Origin of the sequence: Streptomyces sp. NPDC048392, assembly GCF_043200575.1 — a bacterium.
Taxonomy (GTDB): Bacteria; Actinomycetota; Actinomycetes; order Streptomycetales; family Streptomycetaceae; genus Streptomyces.
Genome location: NZ_JBICYB010000001.1, coordinates 348,333 through 369,338 on the forward strand (window position 1 = coordinate 348,333; position 21,006 = coordinate 369,338).

Below are 21,006 nucleotides of genomic sequence, written 5' to 3' on the forward strand. Positions count from 1 at the left end.
GGTTCCTGCGTAGGGTGTTCCCAGCGAACCACCCTCGGAAGGGACGAACGGGACATGGCGATCCAGGTCGGCGACAAGGCCCCCGACTTCGAACTCAAGGACAACCACGGCAGGGCCGTGCGGCTGTCCGACTTCCGCGGCCGGAAGAACGTCGTGCTGCTCTTCTACCCCTTCGCCTTCACCGGTGTGTGCACCGGCGAGCTGTGCGAGGTGCGCGACAACCTGCCGCAGTTCTCCGACCGTGACACCCGGGTGCTCGCGGTCTCCAACGACTCCATCCACACCCTGCGGGTCTTCGCCGAGCAGGAGGGCCTGGAGTACCCGCTGCTGTCCGACTTCTGGCCGCACGGCGAGGTCTCGCGCGCCTACGGCGTCTTCGACGAGGACAAGGGCTGTGCCGTCCGCGGCACCTTCATCATCGACCGGGAGGGCGTCGTGCGCTGGACCGTGGTCAACGGCCTGCCGGACGCCCGTGACCTGAGCGAGTACGTGAAGGCGCTCGACGCCCTGTGACCGGCGTCCGCTGAGCGACACCAGGTGATTTTGTCGGCTCCAGGGCCTGCGGGGGGCGGGAACCCGTCACTAGGATCGAACCGTTGATCCGATATCCACGCACTACGGGGCACCCCGCCCCTGGACACCAATGGAGGACTCGTGGGAGTCAGCCTCAGCAAGGGCGGCAACGTTTCGCTGACCAAGGAGGCCCCCGGCCTGACCGCGGTCATCGTCGGTCTGGGGTGGGACATCCGCACCACGACCGGCACCGACTTCGACCTCGACGCCAGCGCGCTGCTGCTGAACAGCGGCGGCAAGGTCGCCAGCGACGCGCACTTCATCTTCTTCAACAACCTGAAGAGCCCGGACGGATCGGTCGAGCACACCGGCGACAACATCACCGGTGAGGGCGAGGGCGACGACGAGCAGATCAAGATCAACCTCGCCGGGGTCCCCGCCGACATCGAGAAGATCGTCTTCCCGGTCTCGATCTACGACGCCGAGAACCGCCAGCAGTCCTTCGGCCAGGTCCGCAACGCGTTCATCCGCGTCGTCAACCAGGCCGGCGAGACCGAGATCGCCCGCTACGACCTGAGCGAGGACGCCTCGACGGAGACCGCCATGGTCTTCGGCGAGCTGTACCGGCACGGCGCGGAGTGGAAGTTCCGCGCCATCGGCCAGGGCTACGCCTCCGGCCTGCGCGGCATCGCCCAGGACTTCGGCGTGAACGTCTGAGCGACCGGATCACCGGGGCGACGGCCCCGGCCGTCCGGCGAGGCCACGGTCTCGATACGTCCGGCGCCGCACGGTTCACGTGCGGCGCCGGACGCGCAGGAAATCCAAGATCATCACCCGGGGAGGGACCATCACCATGGGCGTCACGCTTGCCAAGGGCGGCAACGTCTCCCTGTCCAAGGCCGCACCGAACCTCACACAGGTACTGGTCGGGCTCGGCTGGGACGCGCGTTCCACCACCGGAGCACCCTTCGACCTCGACGCCAGCGCACTCGTGTGCAGCAGCGGCCGGGTGCTCGGCGACGAGTGGTTCGTCTTCTACAACCAGCTCAAGAGCCCGGACGGCTCGATCGAGCACACCGGCGACAATCTCACCGGCGAGGGTGACGGCGACGACGAGTCGCTGCTGGTCGACCTCTCCAAGGTGCCCGCCCACTGCGACAAGATCGTCTTCCCGGTCTCGATCCACCTGGCCGACGAGCGCGGCCAGGCCTTCGGCCAGGTCAGCAACGCCTTCATCCGGGTCGTCAACCAGGCCGACGGCCAGGAACTGGCCCGCTACGACCTCAGCGAGGACGCCTCCACGGAGACCGCGATGATCTTCGGCGAGCTCTACCGCTACCAGGGCGAGTGGAAGTTCCGTGCGGTGGGGCAGGGGTACGCGTCGGGGCTTCGGGGCATCGCTCTAGACTTCGGAGTCAACGTTTCGTAAAGCCGAGTACGGCGCGGGGGAGCCCCTCCTCCCAGACTTCGTCTGGGAGGTACCCCCAACACACGATTGGGGAGCCAGTGCTTCTGAAAACCTTCGGCTGGTCGTTCGCGGTCACCGCGCTCGGCCTGGTCGCGGCGGTCTTCTACGGGGGGTGGACCGCCTTCGGCATCGTGGCGATCCTCTCCGTCCTGGAGATCTCGCTGTCCTTCGACAACGCGGTGGTCAACGCCGGAATCCTGAAGAAGATGAATGCCTTCTGGCAGAAGATCTTCCTCACCGTCGGCGTCCTCATCGCCGTCTTCGGCATGCGTCTGGTGTTCCCGGTCGTGATCGTGGCGATCAGCGCCCAGCTCGGACCGATCGAGGCCGTCGACCTCGCGCTCACCGACAAGGACCGCTACCAGGAGCTGGTCACGGACGCCCATCCGTCGATCGCCGCCTTCGGTGGCATGTTCCTCCTCATGATCTTCCTCGACTTCATCTTCGAGGACCGGGACATCAAGTGGCTCGCCTGGCTGGAGCGCCCGCTGGCCAAGCTCGGCAAGGTCGACATGCTGTCGGTCTGCATCGCCCTGATCGTGCTGCTCGTCTCCGCGATCACCTTCGGCGCCCACGCCCACCAGCACGGGGGCGCACACGCCGACAAGGCGGAAACCGTCCTCCTCGCGGGCATCGCCGGGTTGATCACCTACATGATCGTCGGTGGTCTCTCCGGCTACTTCGAGGACAGACTCGAAGAGGGAGAGGAACGCGAGCACGAGGAGGAAGAGGCCGCCGAACGCGCCGGAAAGCCCAAGTCGGCCGTCAAGCTGGCCGGCAAGGCCGCGTTCTTCATGTTCCTCTACCTCGAGGTCCTGGACGCGTCCTTCTCCTTCGACGGCGTCATCGGCGCCTTCGCCATCACCAACGACATCGTCCTGATGGCCCTCGGCCTGGGCATCGGCGCCATGTACGTCCGTTCGCTCACGGTCTACCTGGTCCGCCAGGGCACCCTCGACGACTACGTCTACCTGGAACACGGCGCCCACTACGCCATCGGCGCCCTCGCCGTCATCCTGCTGGTCACCATCCAGTACCAGATCAACGAGATCATCACCGGCCTCGTCGGCGTCGTCCTGATCGGCTGGTCCTTCTGGTCCTCCGTGCGCCGCAACAAGGCCCTCGCGGCGGCCGGCGGAGACGGCGACCAGGAGAGGGCGGAGGTCTCCTCCGGGGTGTGAGTCCCCTGACTGCCGGGCCGGGTGCGCCCCCGGTGCGCCCGCACCCCTGGTGTGAACCCGGCCCGGACGAGGAACGCTCTGAGCGGGGCGGCCGACGAGGACGACTCCTCGGGGCCGCCCCGTCGGCGGTCGAGTGAAGGTGGGGCGGGAATGGGCTTCTTGGACGGGCTGTGGCGCGGCCGGGAGTCCGAGTTCGACTCGGGCAGCGCGGCGACCAACTCCATACAGCTGACCAAACGGCACAGCCAGGTCTCCCTGACCAAGCAGGGCGCGGCGACCGGCAATCTGCGCGTCAACCTCTCCTGGCGGATGCGGACCTCCGACATCATGGGCACCCAGCGGGAGAGCCTGCTGCGGCACCCCCTCAAGGCGCTCAGACCCCCGGAGGTCGTCGGCCACAGCCAGAGCATGGTCAACGTCGACCTCGACCTCGGCTGCCTCTACGAACTCCAGGACGGCACCCGCGGAGTCGTCCAGCCGCTCGGCGGCTTCCTCGGCGACGTCAACGCCCCGCCGTACGTCAAGCTCAGCGGCGACGACCGGTTCGGCTCGGCCTCCGGCGAGACGATCTACGTCAACCTCGATCACAAGGACGCCATCAAGCGCCTGCTGCTCTTCGCCTACATCTACGACCAGACCCCCGCCTTCGACCGGACGCACGCCGTCGTCACGCTCTACCCGAGCAACGGTCCCCGCATCGAGATAGGCCTCGACGAACGCCATCCGCAGGCCCGGTCCTGCGCCGTGGTGATGATCGAGAACGTCAAGGACGAGATCTTCGTCCGCCGCGAGGTGAAGTTCGTGTACGGCTTCCAGGGCGAGCTGGACCGGCTGTACGGCTGGGGCCTGCAGTGGGGCCGGGGCTCCAAGAGCAAGGCGGAGCGATGAGCCCCGCCCCGGCCCCCCGGCGCCTCACGCGGCACGACCGCCGGTCCGTCACCCGCCGGGTCTCCGGGACGGTTACCGTCCGACGAACTGCGGTCCCTGCGGAGGCAGCCGGAAGTCCGGATCGGGTGCATCGGTGACCGGCTGCGGATAGCCGTAGGCGGGCTGGGTCGGCGGCGGCTGCTGCGGATAGCCGTACGTGGGCTGGGCCGGCACGCCGGTGGGCTGTTCCGGCGGCAGCGGTCGCGAGGCCGTCGGGAGGGGCTGCACGGTCGTCGGCTCGTCGGGACCGACCACCGGCGCAGCGGACACGGGCCGGGCGGGCGCGGGCCGGTCGGTCGCGGGCCGGGACGGAGCCGACGGTGCCGGTCCGGGCCGGCGGGCCGACATGGGGTCGTCCGCACCCTCCGACTCGTCCACCGAGATGCCGAAGTCGGTCGCCAGGCCCTTGAGCCCGTTGGAGTAGCCCTCGCCCAGCGCCCGGAACTTCCAGCCGTCCCCGCGCCGGTACAGCTCGCCGCAGATCAGGGCCGTCTCCTGGCCGGTCTCCGGGTGGACGTCGAAGTACGCCAGCGGCTCCCCGTCGGCCGCGGCGTCGTGCAGCAGGATGCGCAGCGACCGGACCCGGTCGAAGGCCACGCCGTCCGCCGAAGCGACCAGCAGGATCCGGCCCACGGAGGACTCGACCCCGGAGAGGTCTGTCTGGATCGTGTCGGTCAGATCCTCCGCGACCCGCTTCTTGCCGAGCCGCCAGACCTGGCCGGAGGGATGCCGGGGCTGGTTGTAGAAGACGAAGTCCTCGTCGGAACGCACACGGCCGTCCGGCCCCAGCAGCAACGCGGAGGCGTCGACGTCGGGAACCCCCTGCCCGGGTGACCAGCGCAGCACGGCGCGTACCGTGGTGGCTTGCAGCGGGACGTTCGACCCCTTCAGCATCGCGTGCGTCATGCCGTCATCCTGCCCTCTCGGTCCTGATCACGACAACGCGGGGGCGGGTACTCGACCCGTGTCCGCCGGCCCCGGGTCGCCGTCGCCGACATGGCCGGGTTACCTGGAATTCATGCCCGGTGGGAACCTCGGACATGGATACGTACGTACTATTACCGGCCACCTTTCGAAGATTCACGGGCCGCCCAGACACCACGGGGGAGTTCACATGCGTCATTTCGGCCAGATAGCCCCTGCTGTGCGTAAGCGTCTCTTTCACCAGGAGCCCTGCTCCTTCACGGCGGACTCCCCGGCCCGGCTGCTGGCCGCGGCGCTGGGCGCCACGCTCTACAGCCCGGCCACCCGGCCGAGCCTCGCCGACGACGTCCTGAAGCAGGGCGCGCGCGGCCTGGTTTCGATGGTGCTGTGCCTGGAGGACTCGATCGACGACGCCGACGTGCCCGTCGGCGAGGCGAACCTCGTCCACCAGCTCACGGAACTGGCGGAACTCCCCCAGGCTCGCGGCCCCGCTCGAGCAGGGGGGACCCCCGTCGCCGTCCCCCTGCTGTTCGTCCGGGTCCGCACACCCGAGCAGATACCCGACCTCGTACGGCGTCTCGGCCCCGCCGTACGGCTGCTGTCCGGGTTCGTGCTGCCGAAGTTCACCGAGGAACGCGGCATACCCTTCCTGGAGGCGCTCTCCGCCGCCGAGGCCGCCGGCGGCCGCAGGCTCTTCGCCATGCCCGTGCTCGAGTCCCCGGACCTGCTGTACCGGGAGTCCCGGGTGCAGACGCTGGAGGGCATCTTCCGCGCGGTCGACAAGTACCGGGACCGGGTCCTCGCCCTGCGGCTCGGCGTGACCGACTTCTGCTCCTCCTACGGACTGCGCAGAGGCCCCGACATGACGGCCTACGACGTCCAGATCGTCGCCTCCGTGATCGCCGACGTGGTGAACATGCTCGCCCGCGCCGACGGCACCGGATTCACGGTGACGGGGCCGGTGTGGGAGTACTTCCGCGTCCAGGAGAGGATGTTCAAACCGCAACTGCGGCAGAGCCCCTTCCTCCAGGGACAGGCCGTCGAACTGCGTCAGAAGCTCATCGAGCACTCGATGGACGGCCTGCTGCGCGAGATCTCCCTGGACCGGGCCAACGGCCTGCTGGGCAAGACCTGCATCCACCCCTCGCACGTGCTCCCCGTGCACGCGCTGTCCGTGGTCAGTCACGAGGAGTTCAGCGACGCCCAGGACATCCTGCGGCCCGAACGGGGCGGTGGAGGCGTGATGAGGTCCGCCTACACGAACAAGATGAACGAGGTGAAGCCCCACCGCGCCTGGGCCGAGCGGACACTGCTGCGGGCCGAGATCTTCGGGGTGGCGAACGAGGACATCGGTTTCGTGGAACTGCTCGCCGCGGGCCTGTCCGACTGAACGCGGGAAATCCATGACCGACGCCGGGCTCCGGGCCGCGGTGGACAACGGAAGGCACGAGTACATGACCGAGAGGGCGCACGCCGAGGAGCGTGCCGGAGTCTGGTCCGGCAGCTGGGTCGCCGAACGGCTCGGTGTCGAACTGACCGGCGACGACACGCTGACCGGCCTGCTGGGGCTCGCCCTGCGCCGCAACCCCAAGCGGGCGCACCTGCTCGTCTCCAACGTGCTCGGCAAACACGTCCCCCAGTCGCCCTCCGTCGTGTACGGCCACGGTGTCGCCCTCGGCCGGCGCGTCCGCGACCTGCTCGGCACCGAGGCGGCCGCACGCGCGGTCGTCCTCGGCTACGCGGAGACCGCCACCGGGCTCGGCCACTGCGTCGCCGACGGCCTGGGCCCCGCCGCGTACCTGCACTCCACCCGCCGTCCGGTCACCACGGTCGCCCGGGCGGGCGGCTTCGAGGAGTCCCACTCCCACGCGACCTCCCACCTCCTGCTGCCGGAGGACCCGGCGCTGCTGGCGGGGGACGGGCCGCTGGTTCTCGTCGACGACGAGTTCTCCACCGGCAACACGGTGCTCAACACCGTCCGTGCCCTGCACGGGCGCTACCCCCGCAAGCGGTACGTCGTGGTGGCCCTGGTGGACATGCGCTCACCCGCGGACGCAGGCCGGCTGGAGGACTTCGCCCGGGAGATCGGCGCCCGCGTCGACCTGGTGACCACCGCCTCGGGCACGGTCCGACTGCCACCGGGCGTACTGGAGAAGGGGCAGGCACTGGTCGCCCGCCACGAGGCGCCGACCGCGGAGCCGACAGAGCCGGCTCCGGAGCCGACCGCGGTGCCGACGGCGGCGCCGACCGCGGAGCTGACCGCGGAGCCGACAGAGCCGGCTCCGGAGCCGACCGCGGTGCCGACGGCGGCGCCGACCGCGGAGCCGACCCGCCCGGTTTCGGCCGCGGCGTCGCCCGGCTCCGTCGAGCGCGTCGAGCTGCGCTGGCCCCGGGACGTGCCCGACGGCGGACGGCACGGCTTCACCGCCGCCCACCGGGACCGGCTGGAGGACGCGCTGCCCGGCATGGCGGCGCGGATCGCCGAGGCGCTGCCCGCCGGCGCCCGCCGCGTGCTCGTCCTCGGCTTCGAGGAACTCATGTACGCCCCACTGCGACTGGCCCACGCGCTGGAGCGGAGCGCCGGCATCGACGTGCGCTACTCCACCACCACCCGCTCACCCGTCCTCGCGGTCGACGACCCCGGCTACGCCATACGCACCCGGCTGGTCTTCCCCGCGCACGACGACCCGGCCGACGGCCCCGGCGAGCGCTACGCCTACAACGTCGCCGGCGCCGGCTTCGACGCCGTCGTCGCCGTCGTCGACTCCGCCGCCGACACCCCCGCGCTGCACGCCCCGGACGGACTGCCGGCCCGGCTCGCCGCCCACGTCCCGCACGTCCTGCTCGCGGTCGTCCCGTCGTACGTCCCGCACGCCTGCGAAAGGCCCCCCATGCTGCCCGAGCCGCTGCGCGGCCCCGACTTCTCCTCGTACGCGCCCGACGAGGTCGGCTGGCTGCTCCAGGACCTCTCGGACGTGACGCTGGAGGCGCCGACCGAGGAGCGCGAGGAGGCGATCCAGAGCGGCGGCGCGCACTACGCCGAGTCGCTGCCCGTGGAGTACCAGCCCAGCGAGCAGTACCAGGAGCTGTTCCACGCGGCGCTGGAGACGTCCGCCGCCCGGCTGGCGCGCGCCGTCGGCGCCGTCACCGAGCTCGTGCTCGCGGAGCGGTCGCCCCGCCCCGTCCTGGTCTCCCTCGCCCGTGCCGGTACCCCCGTCGGCGTGCTGATGCGCCGCTGGGCGCGGTTCCGGCACGGTCTCGACCTCCCTCACTACGCCGTGTCGATCGTCCGGGGCCGCGGTATCGACGCCAACGCGCTGCGCTGGCTGGCCGGCCACCACGACCCCGCCGACGTCGTCTTCGTCGACGGCTGGACGGGCAAGGGCGCCATCACCCGCGAACTCGCCGCCGCCCTGCGCGACTTCGAGGACTCCGACGGCGTCACCGGCTTCGACCCGGAGATCGCCGTACTGGCCGACCCCGGTTCCTGCGTCCGCACCTACGGCACCCGTGACGACTTCCTCATCCCCTCCGCCTGCCTCAACTCCACCGTCTCCGGCCTGATATCCCGCACCGTGCTCCGCGCCGACCTGGTCGGCCCGCACGACTTCCACGGCGCGAAGTTCTACCGCGAACTCGCCGGCGCGGACCTGTCCCCGGCCTTCCTCGACGCCGTCTGCGCCCACTTCCCGGACGTGACCGACACCGTCGACGCCAGGGCGAAGGACCTCCTGTCCGCCGACCGCACCCCCACCTGGGAGGGCTGGGCCGCCGTCGAGCGCATCAGCGAGGAGTACGGCATCCACGACGTGAACCTCGTCAAGCCCGGCGTCGGCGAGACCACGCGTGTGATGCTGCGCCGGGTCCCGTGGAAGGTGCTGGCCCGGGCCGGCGCCGGCGCCGACCTGGACCATGTGCGCCTGCTGGCCGAGCAGCGGGGCGTGCCCGTGGAGGAGGTCGCCGGCCTGCCCTACACCTGCGTCGGGCTGATCCACCCCCAGTACACGCGGGGCGCGACCGGTGCCGACGGCAGGGCGGTGGCGCTCTGATGCCGGTGCTCGTCGCCAGCGACCTCGACCGCACGCTCATCTACTCCGCGGCCGCGCTCGGACTGACCATGCCCGACCTGAGGGCACCCCGCCTGCTGTGCGTGGAGGTCTACGAGAGCAGACCCCTGTCCTACATGACCGAGACGGCGGCCCGGCTGCTGACCGATCTCGGCGACACGGCGGTCTTCGTGCCGGCCACCACCCGGACCCGCAAGCAGTACCAGCGGATCAACCTCCCCGGCCCCGCGCCGAAGTACGCGATCTGCGCCAACGGCGGCCACCTGCTGGTGGACGGCGTCTCCGATCCCGGCTGGCACGCCCGGGTGACCGCACGGCTGGCCGACGAGTGCGCCTCGCTGGCCGAGGTCCGCGACCACCTGACGAACACCGCCGACCCGCTGTGGGTGCGCAAGCACCGGGTCGCCGAGGACCTCTTCGCCTACCTGGTGGTCGAACGCGAACTCCTGCCGGAGGACTGGGTGAAGGAACTCGCCGTGTGGGCCGAGAACCGCGGCTGGACCGTGTCCCTCCAGGGCCGCAAGATCTACGCCGTCCCCGAGCCGCTCACCAAGAGCGCCGCCCTGCACGAGGTCGCCCGCCGTACCGGTGCCGAACTCACCCTCGCCGCCGGTGACTCACTCCTCGACGCCGACCTGCTGCTCGCCGCCGACCACGGCTGGCGCCCCGGCCACGGCGAACTGTCCGACTCCGGGTGGGCGGCTCCGACGATCAGCGCCTTGCCCGAGCGCGGCGTCCTGGCCGGTGAGCGGATCCTTCGCGAGCTCCTGCGCGCGGCGAGCCCGGCCCGCTGACCCCGTTGTCCGCACCCCCGGCGCCCTCCCCGGTGCCGGGGCCGCCTTCGTCGCCGGCGGGCGGCCGGACGTCCTGCCGTTCGCCTCCTCCGCCACCCCGCCCGCGGTGGCCGGCGCCCGGCCGCAGCAGACGCGTGCAGATGAACACCAGCAGCGCCAGGGCCGCCGCCGCGAGGATCACCTTCGAGTACGTGGCGGCGATTCCCGAGACCTTGGACCAGTTGTCCCCCAGCGCGTAACCGGCGAGCACGAACACGGTGTTCCAGATCGCGCTGCCCAGCGTCGTCAACGCGAGGAAGACCGGCAGCCGCATGCGCTCCACGCCCGCCGGCACCGAGATCAGGCTGCGGAAGACGGGGATCATCCGGCCGAAGAACACCGCCTTGGTCCCGTGTCTGAGGAACCACGCCTCCGTCTTCTCGATGTCGGAGACCTTCACCAGCGGCAGCTTCCCCGCGATCGCCACCGTGCGGTCCCGGCCGAGCAGGGCACCGATCCCGTACAGGGCGAGCGCGCCGATCACCGAACCCGCGGTCGTCCACAGCAGGACGGCGATCAGGTTCATCCGGCCGGAGCTCGCCGCGAACCCGGCGAGCGGCAGGATCACCTCGCTCGGCAGCGGAGGGAACAGATTCTCCAGAGCGACGGCGAGACCGGCGCCCGGCGCGCCGAGGGCGTCCATGAGGTCGTTGATCCACTGCGGTGCCGCACCGCTGTCCGCGGCCGGCTGCGCTGTGATGGCTGTCATGACGACCACGCTAGGAAACTCCGGCTGAAGGGATCCTGAGGAAGACAGCGGGACCCCACGTGCTGGACGGCATACGCGACCCCGGTTCGTTCGTCCTGGGCGGCCTCTACGGCTTCTTCCCCGTGTTCCTCGCCGTGCGGGGATTATGCGGCGTGGGTCCGCGGGGGCCGCGTACGAAGTGAACCGGGCCCTCAGCCGCAGCAGCCGCCACCGCAGCAGCCGCCGCCACCGCCGCCCGCGGAGGGTGCCGGCGCGGCGGCCGAGCCGCCGACCGCGACCGTCGACAGCAGCTTCACCGTGTCGTCGTGGCCCGCCGGACAGGCGGCGGGAGCGGAGGACTCGGCCATGGGACGGCTCAGTTCGAAGGTGTCGCCGCAGCTGCGGCAGCGGTACTCGTAGCGAGGCATGCGCACAGATTAACCGGCACGGCCGGGTGGCCGCCCCGGGTGGCCGTCCTCGGTGGTCAGTGACCGGTTCCGCGCTCCTCGCGGATCCGGGTGACCACATGGGCCACCGTCTGCCGGACCGCTTCCGTCTCCGTCAGGAAGTGCCAGTAGTCGGGGTGCCGGCCCTCCAGCGTGGTGATCGCCCGTTCCAGCCGGGCCACGGCGTCGTCCAGGGGGCGTGCGTGCCGGGGCTCGGGGGTGCTGCGCCCGGACATGGCAAGCCGCTGGGCGTCGCGGATCGCGAAGCGGGTGCGCTCGATCTCCTGCTGCGGGTCCTTCTGCACGGCGTTGAGCTGCCGCAGCCGGTCACCGGCCGCCGAGACGGCCTCGTCGGTCGAATTGAGCAGCGCCCGCACCGTCGACAGCAGGGCGGTGGCGTCGGGCCAGCGCTGTTCGTCGCGGGCGGTGTGTGCCTCGGCCAGTTTCCGCTCGGCCTGCCGGACCGATTCGGTGGCCTGGTCCGGCACATGCTGGAGATCCTGCCAGCAGGCGGCGGTGAACCTGCGCCGCAGCTCGCTCAGCACCGGCTCGACCTGTTCGGTGCGGGTGGTCAGGGCCTGGGCGCGGGTACGCAGGGAGACCAGGCGGTGTCCGATCTCGGCGGCGCGTTCGGGCAGCCGCTCGGCCTCGGCGCGGACCGCCTCGGCCGCACGGGTGACCTGTTCGGCGCGCTCCAGGGTCTGGGGCACTCCGTGCTGTCCCGCGCCCTGGTTCAGCCGGGTCAGCTCCGGGCCGAGGGTGGCGAGACGGGTGGCGAGGTCGTCCGCCTCCAGCCCGGACCCGCGTGCGGTGTCCAGGGCGTCGGAGGCGGCTAGCAGGGCCTGCCGGGCGCGTTCGACGGCGGGTGCCAGCCGGGCCAGCTGGGTCTCGGCCTTGCCGAGCAGCGGGCCGAGCCCCTCGGCGAAGCGGTCCAGTTCCCGCTTGACCCGGCCGAGCTCGGTCCTGGCGGCGGTCAGTTCGGTGCGGGCGCGGGCGGCGGCCGACGCCTCCAGGTCGTCCCGGTCCAGGTCGTGGGCGTCGACGGCGCTGATGTACTGGCGGCTGACCTCGTCGATGCGCCGGCCGAGTGCCTCGAAGTCGGTGACCGCCCGCCCGGCGGCGGGGGAGGAGTCGACGGCCGCGATCGTCTCCACCGAGATCCGCAGGTCCCGCTGGGCGGTGTCCAGCTCGTAGAACGCGTCCGCCGCGTCGTCCTTCGCGGTCTGGGCCTCGGCCCGCTGGCTCTCGGCGCGCCCGCCGCCGAACCAGCGCCGGGTACCGCCCCCGGCGAACGCGGCGGGCAGTACGAGCGCGGCGAGCAGGGGCAGACCCAGCAGGGCGAGCGCGTCGCGGGCCGCGCCGGGCGTGCGGCGGCCCGAACGGTGCGGCGGGCGCCGGGCACGCGTCACCATCGGCGAGTACGGCTGCGATGGTGTCGCCGTCACATCCCTCTCCCGTGTCGTCCGTCCTGCCCGGGTTCATTCTCCCACCCGTAAGGGACGAACACACGGGCCGGTCAGTTCGCGGTTCGGACCGTGACTTCGCCGTCACCGGTCCGGGCGTTCACCACATGGGTACTGGCGTCGTCACGCGGCACGGACACGTCGACCCCGCCGTCACCGGTCTTCGTCGACACCCTGTACGTGGCCCGGGGCAGGGTGATCGTCACGGAGCCGTCGCCGCTGCGGGACTCCACCAGGTCCGGGACGGTTCCGAGTACGAGACGGACGGACCCGTCGTCGGTGTGCGTGTCCACCCGGCGCGAGGAGACCTCCGCGTGCACCGAGCCGTCGCCGGTGCGCAGGTCCAGCGGCCCGGAGGAGTCGGTGACGTGCACGGAGCCGTCACCGGTACGGATGTTCAGCGCGTCCTCGAACCCGCTCGCCCGCACGCTGCCGTCCCCGTCCTCGACCTTGACGGCGATGCCCCGCGGCACCTCGACGCGGTGCTTGGCCGCGCAGTCGGCGACCACACCGGAGCAGTGCATCCGCAGGACGAGCCTGTCACCGTCCATCGTCCAGGTCGCCTCGGGATCCGAGCCGACGGCGACCGACCCGGAGAACCACCGGGTGACCTCGATCTTCCCGGACGCGTGGTCGTCCGAGGCGACGATCTCCAGGGCGGAGTCGTCGGAGTCGACGGTGAGCGTGCCGCCCTGGAGCGCGAACGACCGGTGCTCGGGGTCCTTGTCGTCCGAGGCGGAGGCGCAGGCGCTCAGGCCCGCGACGAGAACGGCGAGGGCGCCGACGGCGGCGAACGCGCGGACGGGAACGGTACGGGCGGGCATGGCGATCTCCCCCTGGGACGGACGACGAGGTGCCGCGCCCGGGGCCCTCCGCGGTGGCGGAGACCCTTCTCGGCGGGACTCTTGGACCGTACGGAGCACGCGGCCCCCGCCGGAATCCGGGCCACTACCGGATCGAGGGTGGGGACAACCCCCGGCCGGAGCACGTCGCCCACACGTTTGCCGGGCAGCGCGCCGGGCCATGTAGGCTGTCGACTCGTCCTGGGCGCGTAGCTCAGGGGTAGAGCGCCTGCCTTACAAGCAGGATGTCGGCGGTTCGAAACCGTCCGCGCCCACCAGGACCGGCGCCGTCGTCGGAGTGGAGGCCCCCGGAGATCATCTTCCGGGGGCCTCTCACGTGCGCTCCTCCCCGGCCTCCCTAGGATGAGGTCCGTGAGGAGTCCCGAGCAGTACGTCCAGCAACCGCCGGCGCGGTGGTGGCAGGCCGTGTGCGTGCTCGGGCTGCTCGCCGGGCTGCTGGGCATGCACGGGCTGGCACCCGGCGGCGGCCTTCCCGCGCACTCCGCGGGGCCCTCCCACGCACCCTCGGCACCGTCCGCGCCACCCGGGCCGACGGCCGCGGACCCGCACACGGCGCCGACGGCGACGGGGCCGCCGGCCGCGGACCCGTACACGGCGTCGACGGCGACGGTCGCGGACACCGGCCTGCCGGCGGCGCCGTCCGCGCCGGTGGCCGCCGGCGCGGCACACGCCGGGTGCCCCCAGAACGAGGGCTCCTGCGGCGGCGGACATCTCCGGCACGCCGACGTGGTGTGCGCGTCCGGCGCGGTGGGTGACGGGCCGGCGCTGCCGGCGCCCCTTCCCGACCCGGTCCCCGTCGTGGTGTGCGACGGGATCGTGCGCGCGTACACGGCCGGGGCACCGGACGGTGCGCGGGCACCGCCGTCCCTCGCCGAACTCCAGCTCCTGCGGATCTAGACACCGCCCCTCCGCACACGCGCGGCCCGGCGCGGCGCGGTGCACCGGCATGTCGATTTCCTTCCTTCACCGCAGGAGTTCACCCATGAACAACATCCGTACCCTGACGCGCCGTACCGCCCTGGTGGCGGCGACGGTCACCGCCGCGCTCGTCCTCGCCGCCTGCGGGGGCGACAGCGACGGTGACCGTGCTCACGAGGGCCCGCACGGTTCCGCGTCCGCGAACGCCGACTCCGCGGGCACCGCCGGGGACCAGGCCGGCGAGAACGCGCACAACGCCCAGGACGTCACGTTCGCGCAGGGCATGGTCCCGCACCACCGGCAGGCGCTGGAGATGGCGCGGCTGGCCGCCGACCGGTCGGCGTCGGCCGAGGTCGAGGACCTCGCCGCACGCATCGAGAAGGCACAGGACCCGGAGATCACGACCATGACCGGCTGGCTGACGGCCTGGGGCGAGGAAGTGCCGGGGCCGACGGCGTCGACCGGCTCGATGCCCGGCATGGATCACTCGGCGCACTCGGGCATGCCCGGGATGATGGACGGCCAGGACATGGCGGAGCTGGAGAAGGCCACGGGCCGGACCTTCGACACGAAGTTCCTGACCATGATGGTCGAGCACCACGAGGGCGCCGTCGAGATGGCCGGGGACGAGAAGGCCAAGGGCCGCTACGCCCCCGCCAAGGCTCTGGCCGACGACGTGGTCACGGCGCAGAACGCCGAGATCAGGGAGATGGACAAACTCCTCGGCGAGGACTGACACGGCAGGAACGCGGCAGCGACCGGCGCGGCAGCGACCGGCGCGGCGGGGGCGCGGCCGTACTCGGCCGCCTCACGAGCCCCGCCCGGGTGACGCTCCTCAGGCGTCCCCGGGCGGGGTGTCCGGGAGCGGGGCCGCCTCATGGGCGCGTTTCAGTTCCGAACGTGCGCTCACCTGGTCGGAGCCGGTCATCTCCGACCAGTAGCGATGGGTGCTGACGAAGACGGCCAGCTCGCGCTCGCGCTGCCGGAGCTTCTCGACCTCGGCCTGTTGGTCCGCCGACCAGCCGGGCGAGGCCGGGCGTTCGACCTTGCGCCAGCCGTTGTCGTCGCTGAATCCGTCGAGCGGCTCGACGGACCAGGGAAGTCTCTTCAGCAGGGCCGACAGCTCGGCCCGGACCTGATGCAGTTCCTCCTGACCGGCGAGGAGATCACTGGGGAAATCATAGGTCGTAGCCACGCCTCAATGATACGCCTGTTCGATTTTGAGGCGCGCGTTCCCTTCGGTGGTTCACGCGAAAGGGTGGCTCCGCGGCCGGGGCCGACTGTCAGCCCCCTGGCCTACCGTGAACACATGGATGGTGTGGGCGAGCGGACCGGAACGGGCGGGGAGCGGGTGAGCCTGGTCCCCTGGGCGGAGGACGACCTGTGGCTGCTGCGCAGGACCAACAGTCCGCGGATGACGGCGCACCTCGGTGGCCCGGAGACCGAGGAGCAGCTCCTGGTCCGCCACCGGCGGTACGTGAAGCTGGAGCCCGGGCGGATGTACCGGGTGATATCGGCGGACGGGGGTGAGACCGTCGGGTCCATCGGGTACTGGCAGCGGACCTGGCGGGACACCGAGGTCTGGGAGACCGGGTGGGGGGTGCTGCCGGAGTTCCAGGGGCGGGGGCTGGCCGTGCGGGCGGCCCGTGCCGTACGGGAGGCGGCCCGCGCCGCCGGCCCCCACCGGTATCTGCACGCGTTCCCGAGCGTCGGCCACGCCGCTTCCAACGCGGTCTGCCGAGGAGCCGGGTTCACCCTGCTCGGGCAGGCCGACTTCGAGTATCCGAAGGGCCACTGGATCAGGTCGAACGACTGGCGGGTGGACCTGGAGAGGGGAGACTGAGGTCATGTGCCGCAGCATCAAGACCCTGCGTCCGCCCGTGCTGGCCGAGGAGGCCACCGAGGACGAGATCAGGGCCGCCGCCCTTCAGTACGTACGCAAGGTCTCCGGGTTCCGCGCGCCCGCCGCGCACAACCAGGAGGTCTTCGAACGGGCCGTCGAAGCCGTCGCAGAGGCCACGGCCGAACTGTTGGCCGACCTGGAGATACGCGGAGGCGCCGGGGCACGGCGGGCCTCCTGACACCGTCCCGTCCGGCCGCGCGGGCCGACCCCCTGCCGTCGCCCGGGCGCGTCGGACGACGCCTCCGCCCGCGCGCCCCGCGCGACGCCGCCGCGGGGACGCCTTGACGGGTGTCGCAGCGCAGAGGCCCCGACCGACGCCTCCGCGTCATGCGCCTCACCCGACGCCCCCGCGTATGCGCCATGCGCCATGCGCCATGCGTCACGCGGCCACGCGTCTCGGCCGGGCGGTTCCTGGCGCCCGGCCGGCGGCCGCTCGGCAGCGGCCGCCGCACGAGCGGACGGAGGACGGGCGGACGGCGGGCGGGCCCCTCGCCCGCTCCGCTGCGAAGTCTCGGTCACGAAGCCTCGGTCGTCCGGGGCTGGCGGCGCATCAGGTATCCCGCGCCCGCCCCCGCGCCGAACAGCGCCATCAGTGACACGCCCGCCGCCAGCCAGGTCGCGCCCAGCCACTGGCCGCCGAAGTAGCCGAGGGCGACGCTGTAGGCGGCCCAGGCCAGTCCGGCCAGGGCCGACCAGGGGAGGAACTCGCGGACCCGGCGATGGGCCGCCCCGGCGACGAGCGAGACGACCGAGCGGCCGGCGGGGGCGAAGCGGGCCAGGACGACGAGGGCACCACCGCCGCGGGCGAGGGCGCCGCCGAGACGTTCCTGCGCGGTGGTCAGCCGCCGGGAACGGGCGATCGCGCGGTCCAGTCGTGCCCCGCCGCGCCAGGCGAGGCGGTAAACGGCCAGGTCACCGATGACGGAGGCGGTCGCCGCGCAGAGCGTCAGGACAAGGATGTCGGGGACGTTCTGCGGAACCCGCCCGGCGGCCGCCGCTCCCGAACCCGCGGCCGCCGCCGTGGCCGCCGTGATCACCAGGACACCGCTCGGCAGCACCGGCAGGAAGATGTCGAGGAGCACCGAGACGGCCACCAGCGCGTAGATCCATGGGCTGCTGACCAGCGCTCCGATACTTCCCAGACTCTCGACCACCACAACTCCCCGGTACTCCCCCGTGGGCCAGACCATGCCGCGAGACGCGGGGACGGCAGGAGCGGCCGATGACAGCCATACAGCGTACGCCCGGGGTGTGACACAGGGTTCACAGGGGGCTTGTGTGCTCAACACGGGGCGTTCACCCGGACGGTGACCACGGGCCCACGCACCTTGCCGGGCGCGGCAGCGGCGCCCTTCCGGCGGAGAGCCGCTGCCGCGCCCGGCGAGCAACCGCCGGGGCGGCCCGGTCCGGTCAGGCCGCGACCGGCGTCTGGCGCTCCGGGGCGGAGCGCTCCCGCTCGGACGTGCGCCGGGCGAAGAGCCGGTCCAGGCCGAAGGCGCCGGAGCCGGTGAAGGCGAGCAGCAGGAAGGCCCAGCAGAACATGGCGGGGGCCTCGCCGCCGTTCTCCAGCGGCCACAGGGCACCCGGCTGGTGCACCTTGAAGTACGCGTAGGCCATCGAGCCGGAGCAGACGACGGCTGCCGGGCGGGTGCCGAGGCCCAGCAGGACGAGGCCGCCGCCGACCAGTTGGATCACGGCCGCGTACCAGCCCGGCCAGGTGCCCGCGTCGATCGTGCCGCCGGACCCCGCGGCGCCGCCGAGGACGCCGAAGAGGGAGGCGGCGCCGTGGGAGGCGAAGAGCAGACTGACGACTATGCGAAATCCGCCGAGTACGTAGGGCTGGGCGCCGGCGCTGGTGAGGCGTGCGGACATGCGGGGGTGCTCCTTCGGTCGGCCGGCCGGGGCGGGGCCGGTGGGGGGACGGAACCGAGTGGGCTGCCCACGTTAGGTGAGCCTAATGAGTACTTGCAAGTTCAACATTTAGCCATGACCTGACGTGCGGTCACCTTCACGCCGCCGTCCCCGCTCCAGGTGGGAGCGCTCCCATACTCGCGGCACCGGCCGCCCGTGTGACTTGATTCATACCCGGCTCCGCCCCCGCGGTCCATGCCCCGGCCAGTGCGACCCGGTCCGGGACCATCCGCGGCGGACCGCCCGACCGGTCCGACGGTCCGGCCGCTCCGACGGTCCGACCGACCGGCTTCCGCCGGCTTCCGTCCGCTTCCGTGGGATCGGTCTGCTTCCGTCGGCTGCGACGGAAGCCCTCGGTTACGTCGGCCGGGTCAGCTCCCGGTCCGTGATCACCCGCAGTGCGCTCGTCCCGTCCCGCTTCGCCCGGGCCTGTTCCAGGCGCAGCCGCGCCGACCGCCCCCGCAGGGTGAGGGTCATGATCTGGTTGCCGAACCACGGGCCGCCGATCCTGCGCCAGCTCACCGCCGGCGGCGCGCACCGTCCGTGCCGGGCGATGCGCCGCCCGAGGGCACGCGCCGGAGCGCTCCAGCCGAAGCGGAAGCCGAGGCGGATCGAGAGCGGCACCGAGTTGTGGACGGGGGAGCAGGTCAGCTGTGCCACCCGCGCGTCGGGCACCCGCCCCGGCCACGAGGGCTCGGCCACATAGGCGTGGTGGACGTCGCCCGACAGCACGCTCACCGTCGCGGGCGCCCCCGCTCCGGTACCGGCCTCGGCGATCAGCTCGGCGAGGGCGCCGAAGGACGCGGGGAACGCGGACCAGTGCTCCAGGTCGGCCCCGCGCCGGATCCGCTCTCCGCGCCGGGCCCAGCGCTCGCCCCGCTCGCCGCCGCACATCGCGGCGTTCCACGCCTCCACGTCGTGCACCAGGTGGGGCAGCAGCCAGGGCAGGGAGGTACCGATCAGCAGATGGTCGTACGGACCGCGGCCCTCGCCCTCCGGTCCGCCGTCGCCTTGGCCCTCGGGCCCGCCCTCGTCCCGTCCCTCCATGATCTGCTCGCGCAGCCAGGCGGCCTCGCCCGGGTTGAGCATCGAGCGGTCGTCCTCCTCCAGGACGCGGGCCGCGCGGGAGTCCACCATCAGCACCCGGGTGCGGCCGAAGTCGCGCCGGTAGCTCCAGCGGACGGAGTCCGGGTCGGTGTCGGCCCGCGTGGCGAACGCGCGCAGGGCGGCGGTGCCGTCGGGGGTCTCGCGGACGGCCGCGTAGAGCGGGTCGGCGGCAAGCTCGTCGGGGGAGAGGTTGCCCAGCTGCTGGTACACCCAGTAGGACATCAGTCCGCTCAGCAGCCGCTCCTGCCACCAGTCGGTGGCCCGCATGTCGGCGAGCCAGGCGGCGGAGGTGTTCCAGTCGTCGATGACGTCGTGGTCGTCGAAGATCATGCAGCTGGGCACGGTGGACAGCAGCCAGCGCACCTCGGGGTCGAGCCAGGACTCGTCGTAGAGGCGCGTGTACTCCTCGTAGTCGGCGACCTGGTCGCCCGGAGGCCGGTCCAGGTCACGGCGCCCGGCGAGCCACCGGCGCGTGGCGTCGGAGACCTCGTCGGCGTAGACCTGGTCCCCGAGCAGCAGCAGTACGTCCGGTCGCGCACCCTCGGGGGCGCCCGCGATACGGGCGGAGAGGGTGTCCAGCGCGTCCGGGCCCACCGGGTCCTTCCCGCCGGCGGGCGGTGCGGCCCAGCGGCAGGAGCCGAAGGCGATGCGCACGCCGTCCTCGTCCGCGGGCGTGGCGATCACCGAGGGCGGGAAGGGCGAGTCGGGCGGCGGCCACACGCTCGCCCCGTCGAGGAGCACCTCGTACTCCGTGGTCGTACCGGGGGTCAGGCCGCTGACCGGGACCAGGGCGTAGTGGTGGCCCGCGATCTGGAAGGTACGGGCCGTGCCCCGGGCACCGTCGGCGCAGCGCACCTCGGCGGTGCAGGGGCGGGCCGTCTCGACCCAGACGGTCGCGCACGCACCGTCGGTGTACCTCAGCAGTGGGCCCAGGCGCAGGTCCGCCATGATGATCCTCTCCTCCGTCGACCCGTACGGTACGGAACGACGGAGGCCGGTGGGGAGGTTCCGCGCCGGACAGTTGCCGGACGGGGCGTCAGCAGTTCGCGAGGTAGCCCTGCAGGGCCGACTTCTCGGCGGAGTCGACCGAGAGGTCGTAGTAGTACTTCACCTGCACCCAGGCGCGGGCGTACGTGCAGCGGTAGGCGCTGCGCGAGGGCATCCAGGTGGCCGGGTCCTGGTCGCCCTTGGACTGGTTGACGTTGTCGGTGACCGCGAGGAGCTGGGGGCGGGTCAGGTCGTTGGCGAAGGACTGGCGGCGGGAGGTGGTCCACCTGCCCGCCCCGGAGTCCCAGGCCTCGGCGAGCGGGACCAGGTGGTCGATGTCGAGGTCGGAGGCGGCGGACCAGCTGGCGCCGTCGTAGGGGGAGTACCAGCTGCCCCTGGTGGCCGCGCAGGACGAGTCGGTGACGACGCCGGAGCCGTCGCGCTTGAGGACGGTCTCGCGGGTGTTGCAGGTGCCGGACTGCGTGATCCAGTGCGGGAAGAGGTCGCGGTCGTAGCCGGTGCGGTTCTCGGTGGCCACGGTGAGGGAGGCGAGGTAGGCGCGGGCGGTGGCGGCGCTGACCGGGGCGGGGAGGGCGGCGGAGGCGGCCGGGCCGTCGAGGAGCCCGGCGGAGGCTATGAGCCCGGTGAGCGCGGTGAGCAGACCGAGTCGTCGACGCGCGTAGAACTTCGGCATGCGAACTCCCTGTGAGGTGTGGGGTGTTGGGACGCGGGCAGGGGGATGCTCGCGACGCCGCATGGCGCACAGGTGTGCGGTCGGTAAGAAGTTAGTGACGTGTGCATGGCACG

General features: G+C 72.2%; 22 protein-coding genes and 1 tRNA gene. 13 read left to right on the forward strand and 10 right to left on the reverse strand.

Annotation, left to right across the window (positions count from 1 at the left end; all coding sequences use genetic code 11):
* Nucleotides 1-54 precede the first annotated feature (54 nt).
* The 5 genes from ACGFYH_RS01435 (at nucleotide 55) to ACGFYH_RS01455 (ending at nucleotide 4,050) form a co-directional block, all read left to right on the forward strand.
* Nucleotides 55-513, forward strand: a complete 459-nt coding sequence (locus ACGFYH_RS01435; RefSeq protein WP_393801068.1) for a peroxiredoxin — start codon at nucleotides 55-57, stop codon at nucleotides 511-513.
* A 141-nt stretch (nucleotides 514-654) separates the two neighbouring features.
* Nucleotides 655-1,230 carry a calcium homeostasis/redox stress adaptation protein gene (locus ACGFYH_RS01440; protein WP_393801069.1) on the forward strand — a complete coding sequence of 192 codons (576 nt, stop codon included), beginning with the start codon at nucleotides 655-657 and terminating at the stop codon, nucleotides 1,228-1,230.
* Between the two features lie 136 nt (nucleotides 1,231-1,366).
* Nucleotides 1,367-1,942, forward strand: a complete 576-nt coding sequence (locus tag ACGFYH_RS01445) for a TerD family protein (protein ID WP_393801070.1) — start codon at nucleotides 1,367-1,369, stop codon at nucleotides 1,940-1,942.
* Between the two features lie 77 nt (nucleotides 1,943-2,019).
* Nucleotides 2,020-3,162 carry a DUF475 domain-containing protein gene (locus ACGFYH_RS01450; RefSeq protein WP_393801071.1) on the forward strand — a complete coding sequence of 381 codons (1,143 nt, stop codon included), beginning with the start codon at nucleotides 2,020-2,022 and terminating at the stop codon, nucleotides 3,160-3,162.
* A gap of 150 nt (nucleotides 3,163-3,312) precedes the next feature.
* On the forward strand, nucleotides 3,313-4,050 hold the full coding sequence (locus ACGFYH_RS01455; protein ID WP_393801072.1) for a Tellurium resistance: 738 nt from the start codon (nucleotides 3,313-3,315) through the stop codon (nucleotides 4,048-4,050).
* 72 nt (nucleotides 4,051-4,122) lie between these two features.
* Here the strand turns inward: ACGFYH_RS01455 and ACGFYH_RS01460 are convergent, their stop codons facing one another.
* Nucleotides 4,123-4,995 (reverse strand): TerD family protein, encoded by an 873-nt coding sequence (locus ACGFYH_RS01460; protein ID WP_393801073.1) that lies wholly within the window; start codon nucleotides 4,993-4,995, stop codon nucleotides 4,123-4,125.
* 208 nt (nucleotides 4,996-5,203) lie between these two features.
* Between ACGFYH_RS01460 and ACGFYH_RS01465 the strand changes: the two genes are divergently transcribed.
* From ACGFYH_RS01465 to ACGFYH_RS01475, 3 genes are all read left to right on the forward strand, one after another.
* Nucleotides 5,204-6,403, forward strand: coding sequence for an HpcH/HpaI aldolase/citrate lyase family protein (locus ACGFYH_RS01465; RefSeq protein ID WP_393801074.1), 1,200 nt, complete (start codon nucleotides 5,204-5,206; stop codon nucleotides 6,401-6,403).
* A 64-nt stretch (nucleotides 6,404-6,467) separates the two neighbouring features.
* On the forward strand, nucleotides 6,468-9,062 hold the full coding sequence (locus ACGFYH_RS01470; RefSeq protein WP_393801508.1) for a phosphoribosyltransferase domain-containing protein: 2,595 nt from the start codon (nucleotides 6,468-6,470) through the stop codon (nucleotides 9,060-9,062).
* Complete coding sequence (locus ACGFYH_RS01475) at nucleotides 9,062-9,874, forward strand: HAD family hydrolase (RefSeq protein ID WP_393801075.1); 813 nt, start codon at nucleotides 9,062-9,064, stop codon at nucleotides 9,872-9,874. Before ACGFYH_RS01470 ends, ACGFYH_RS01475 begins: the two co-directional genes overlap by 1 nt.
* On the opposite strand, the gene ACGFYH_RS01480 is transcribed toward ACGFYH_RS01475, so the two are convergent.
* From ACGFYH_RS01480 to ACGFYH_RS01495, 4 genes are all read right to left on the reverse strand, one after another.
* Nucleotides 9,792-10,622 carry a DedA family protein gene (locus ACGFYH_RS01480; RefSeq protein ID WP_393801076.1) on the reverse strand — a complete coding sequence of 277 codons (831 nt, stop codon included), beginning with the start codon at nucleotides 10,620-10,622 and terminating at the stop codon, nucleotides 9,792-9,794. The two genes, ACGFYH_RS01475 and ACGFYH_RS01480, sit on opposite strands and share 83 nt — an antisense overlap.
* A 191-nt stretch (nucleotides 10,623-10,813) precedes the next feature.
* The gene (locus ACGFYH_RS01485) at nucleotides 10,814-11,029 is read right to left on the reverse strand and encodes a zinc ribbon domain-containing protein (RefSeq protein WP_393801077.1); all 216 of its coding nucleotides are present in this window, start codon (nucleotides 11,027-11,029) and stop codon (nucleotides 10,814-10,816) included.
* A 56-nt stretch (nucleotides 11,030-11,085) separates the two neighbouring features.
* A complete protein-coding gene (locus ACGFYH_RS01490) occupies nucleotides 11,086-12,492 on the reverse strand; it encodes a hypothetical protein (RefSeq protein WP_393801078.1) in 1,407 nt (468 codons plus the stop codon).
* A 71-nt stretch (nucleotides 12,493-12,563) separates the two neighbouring features.
* Nucleotides 12,564-13,334 (reverse strand): DUF4097 family beta strand repeat-containing protein, encoded by a 771-nt coding sequence (locus ACGFYH_RS01495; RefSeq protein WP_393801079.1) that lies wholly within the window; start codon nucleotides 13,332-13,334, stop codon nucleotides 12,564-12,566.
* 221 nt (nucleotides 13,335-13,555) lie between these two features.
* Between ACGFYH_RS01495 and ACGFYH_RS01500 the strand changes: the two genes are divergently transcribed.
* From ACGFYH_RS01500 to ACGFYH_RS01510, 3 genes are all read left to right on the forward strand, one after another.
* Nucleotides 13,556-13,630, forward strand: a tRNA-Val gene (locus tag ACGFYH_RS01500).
* Between the two features lie 94 nt (nucleotides 13,631-13,724).
* A complete protein-coding gene (locus tag ACGFYH_RS01505; RefSeq protein WP_393801080.1) occupies nucleotides 13,725-14,270 on the forward strand; it encodes a DUF6153 family protein in 546 nt (181 codons plus the stop codon).
* Nucleotides 14,271-14,355: 85 nt separating this feature from the next.
* Nucleotides 14,356-15,027: a DUF305 domain-containing protein gene (locus ACGFYH_RS01510; protein ID WP_393801081.1), complete on the forward strand. Its 672-nt coding sequence runs from the start codon at nucleotides 14,356-14,358 to the stop codon at nucleotides 15,025-15,027.
* A gap of 99 nt (nucleotides 15,028-15,126) precedes the next feature.
* Here ACGFYH_RS01510 and ACGFYH_RS01515 read toward each other — a convergent pair whose 3' ends face one another.
* Nucleotides 15,127-15,486 carry a hypothetical protein gene (locus ACGFYH_RS01515; protein WP_393801082.1) on the reverse strand — a complete coding sequence of 120 codons (360 nt, stop codon included), beginning with the start codon at nucleotides 15,484-15,486 and terminating at the stop codon, nucleotides 15,127-15,129.
* Nucleotides 15,487-15,600: 114 nt separating this feature from the next.
* On the opposite strand from ACGFYH_RS01515, the gene ACGFYH_RS01520 reads away from it, so the two are divergent.
* The gene (locus ACGFYH_RS01520) at nucleotides 15,601-16,134 is read left to right on the forward strand and encodes a GNAT family N-acetyltransferase (protein WP_393801083.1); all 534 of its coding nucleotides are present in this window, start codon (nucleotides 15,601-15,603) and stop codon (nucleotides 16,132-16,134) included.
* 4 nt (nucleotides 16,135-16,138) lie between these two features.
* The gene (locus ACGFYH_RS01525; protein WP_393801084.1) at nucleotides 16,139-16,372 is read left to right on the forward strand and encodes a DUF2277 domain-containing protein; all 234 of its coding nucleotides are present in this window, start codon (nucleotides 16,139-16,141) and stop codon (nucleotides 16,370-16,372) included.
* A gap of 337 nt (nucleotides 16,373-16,709) precedes the next feature.
* Here the strand turns inward: ACGFYH_RS01525 and ACGFYH_RS01530 are convergent, their stop codons facing one another.
* The 4 genes from ACGFYH_RS01530 to ACGFYH_RS01545 all read right to left on the reverse strand — a co-directional run bounded on the left by ACGFYH_RS01530 (nucleotide 16,710) and on the right by ACGFYH_RS01545 (nucleotide 20,893).
* Nucleotides 16,710-17,384, reverse strand: a complete 675-nt coding sequence (locus ACGFYH_RS01530) for a DedA family protein (RefSeq protein WP_393801085.1) — start codon at nucleotides 17,382-17,384, stop codon at nucleotides 16,710-16,712.
* Nucleotides 17,385-17,604: 220 nt separating this feature from the next.
* Complete coding sequence (locus ACGFYH_RS01535) at nucleotides 17,605-18,066, reverse strand: DoxX family protein (RefSeq protein ID WP_393801086.1); 462 nt, start codon at nucleotides 18,064-18,066, stop codon at nucleotides 17,605-17,607.
* Nucleotides 18,067-18,462: 396 nt separating this feature from the next.
* Nucleotides 18,463-20,160 (reverse strand): alkaline phosphatase D family protein, encoded by a 1,698-nt coding sequence (locus ACGFYH_RS01540; protein WP_393801087.1) that lies wholly within the window; start codon nucleotides 20,158-20,160, stop codon nucleotides 18,463-18,465.
* A gap of 88 nt (nucleotides 20,161-20,248) precedes the next feature.
* Complete coding sequence (locus ACGFYH_RS01545; RefSeq protein WP_393801088.1) at nucleotides 20,249-20,893, reverse strand: HNH endonuclease family protein; 645 nt, start codon at nucleotides 20,891-20,893, stop codon at nucleotides 20,249-20,251.
* Nucleotides 20,894-21,006 lie beyond the last annotated feature (113 nt).

Coding starts and splice junctions, on each gene's coding strand:
- ACGFYH_RS01435 (WP_393801068.1), top strand. CDS start 55: ATGGCGATCCAGGTCGGCGACAAGGCCCCCGACTTCGAACTCAAGGAC.
- ACGFYH_RS01445 (WP_393801070.1), top strand. CDS start 1,367: ATGGGCGTCACGCTTGCCAAGGGCGGCAACGTCTCCCTGTCCAAGGCC.
- ACGFYH_RS01455 (WP_393801072.1), top strand. CDS start 3,313: ATGGGCTTCTTGGACGGGCTGTGGCGCGGCCGGGAGTCCGAGTTCGAC.
- ACGFYH_RS01460 (WP_393801073.1), bottom strand. CDS start 4,995: ATGACGCACGCGATGCTGAAGGGGTCGAACGTCCCGCTGCAAGCCACC.
- ACGFYH_RS01465 (WP_393801074.1), top strand. CDS start 5,204: ATGCGTCATTTCGGCCAGATAGCCCCTGCTGTGCGTAAGCGTCTCTTT.
- ACGFYH_RS01470 (WP_393801508.1), top strand. CDS start 6,468: ATGACCGAGAGGGCGCACGCCGAGGAGCGTGCCGGAGTCTGGTCCGGC.
- ACGFYH_RS01475 (WP_393801075.1), top strand. CDS start 9,062: ATGCCGGTGCTCGTCGCCAGCGACCTCGACCGCACGCTCATCTACTCC.
- ACGFYH_RS01480 (WP_393801076.1), bottom strand. CDS start 10,622: ATGACAGCCATCACAGCGCAGCCGGCCGCGGACAGCGGTGCGGCACCG.
- ACGFYH_RS01485 (WP_393801077.1), bottom strand. CDS start 11,029: ATGCCTCGCTACGAGTACCGCTGCCGCAGCTGCGGCGACACCTTCGAA.
- ACGFYH_RS01495 (WP_393801079.1), bottom strand. CDS start 13,334: ATGCCCGCCCGTACCGTTCCCGTCCGCGCGTTCGCCGCCGTCGGCGCC.
- ACGFYH_RS01510 (WP_393801081.1), top strand. CDS start 14,356: ATGAACAACATCCGTACCCTGACGCGCCGTACCGCCCTGGTGGCGGCG.
- ACGFYH_RS01520 (WP_393801083.1), top strand. CDS start 15,601: ATGGATGGTGTGGGCGAGCGGACCGGAACGGGCGGGGAGCGGGTGAGC.
- ACGFYH_RS01525 (WP_393801084.1), top strand. CDS start 16,139: ATGTGCCGCAGCATCAAGACCCTGCGTCCGCCCGTGCTGGCCGAGGAG.
- ACGFYH_RS01530 (WP_393801085.1), bottom strand. CDS start 17,384: ATGGTCTGGCCCACGGGGGAGTACCGGGGAGTTGTGGTGGTCGAGAGT.
- ACGFYH_RS01535 (WP_393801086.1), bottom strand. CDS start 18,066: ATGTCCGCACGCCTCACCAGCGCCGGCGCCCAGCCCTACGTACTCGGC.
- ACGFYH_RS01540 (WP_393801087.1), bottom strand. CDS start 20,160: ATGGCGGACCTGCGCCTGGGCCCACTGCTGAGGTACACCGACGGTGCG.
- ACGFYH_RS01545 (WP_393801088.1), bottom strand. CDS start 20,893: ATGCCGAAGTTCTACGCGCGTCGACGACTCGGTCTGCTCACCGCGCTC.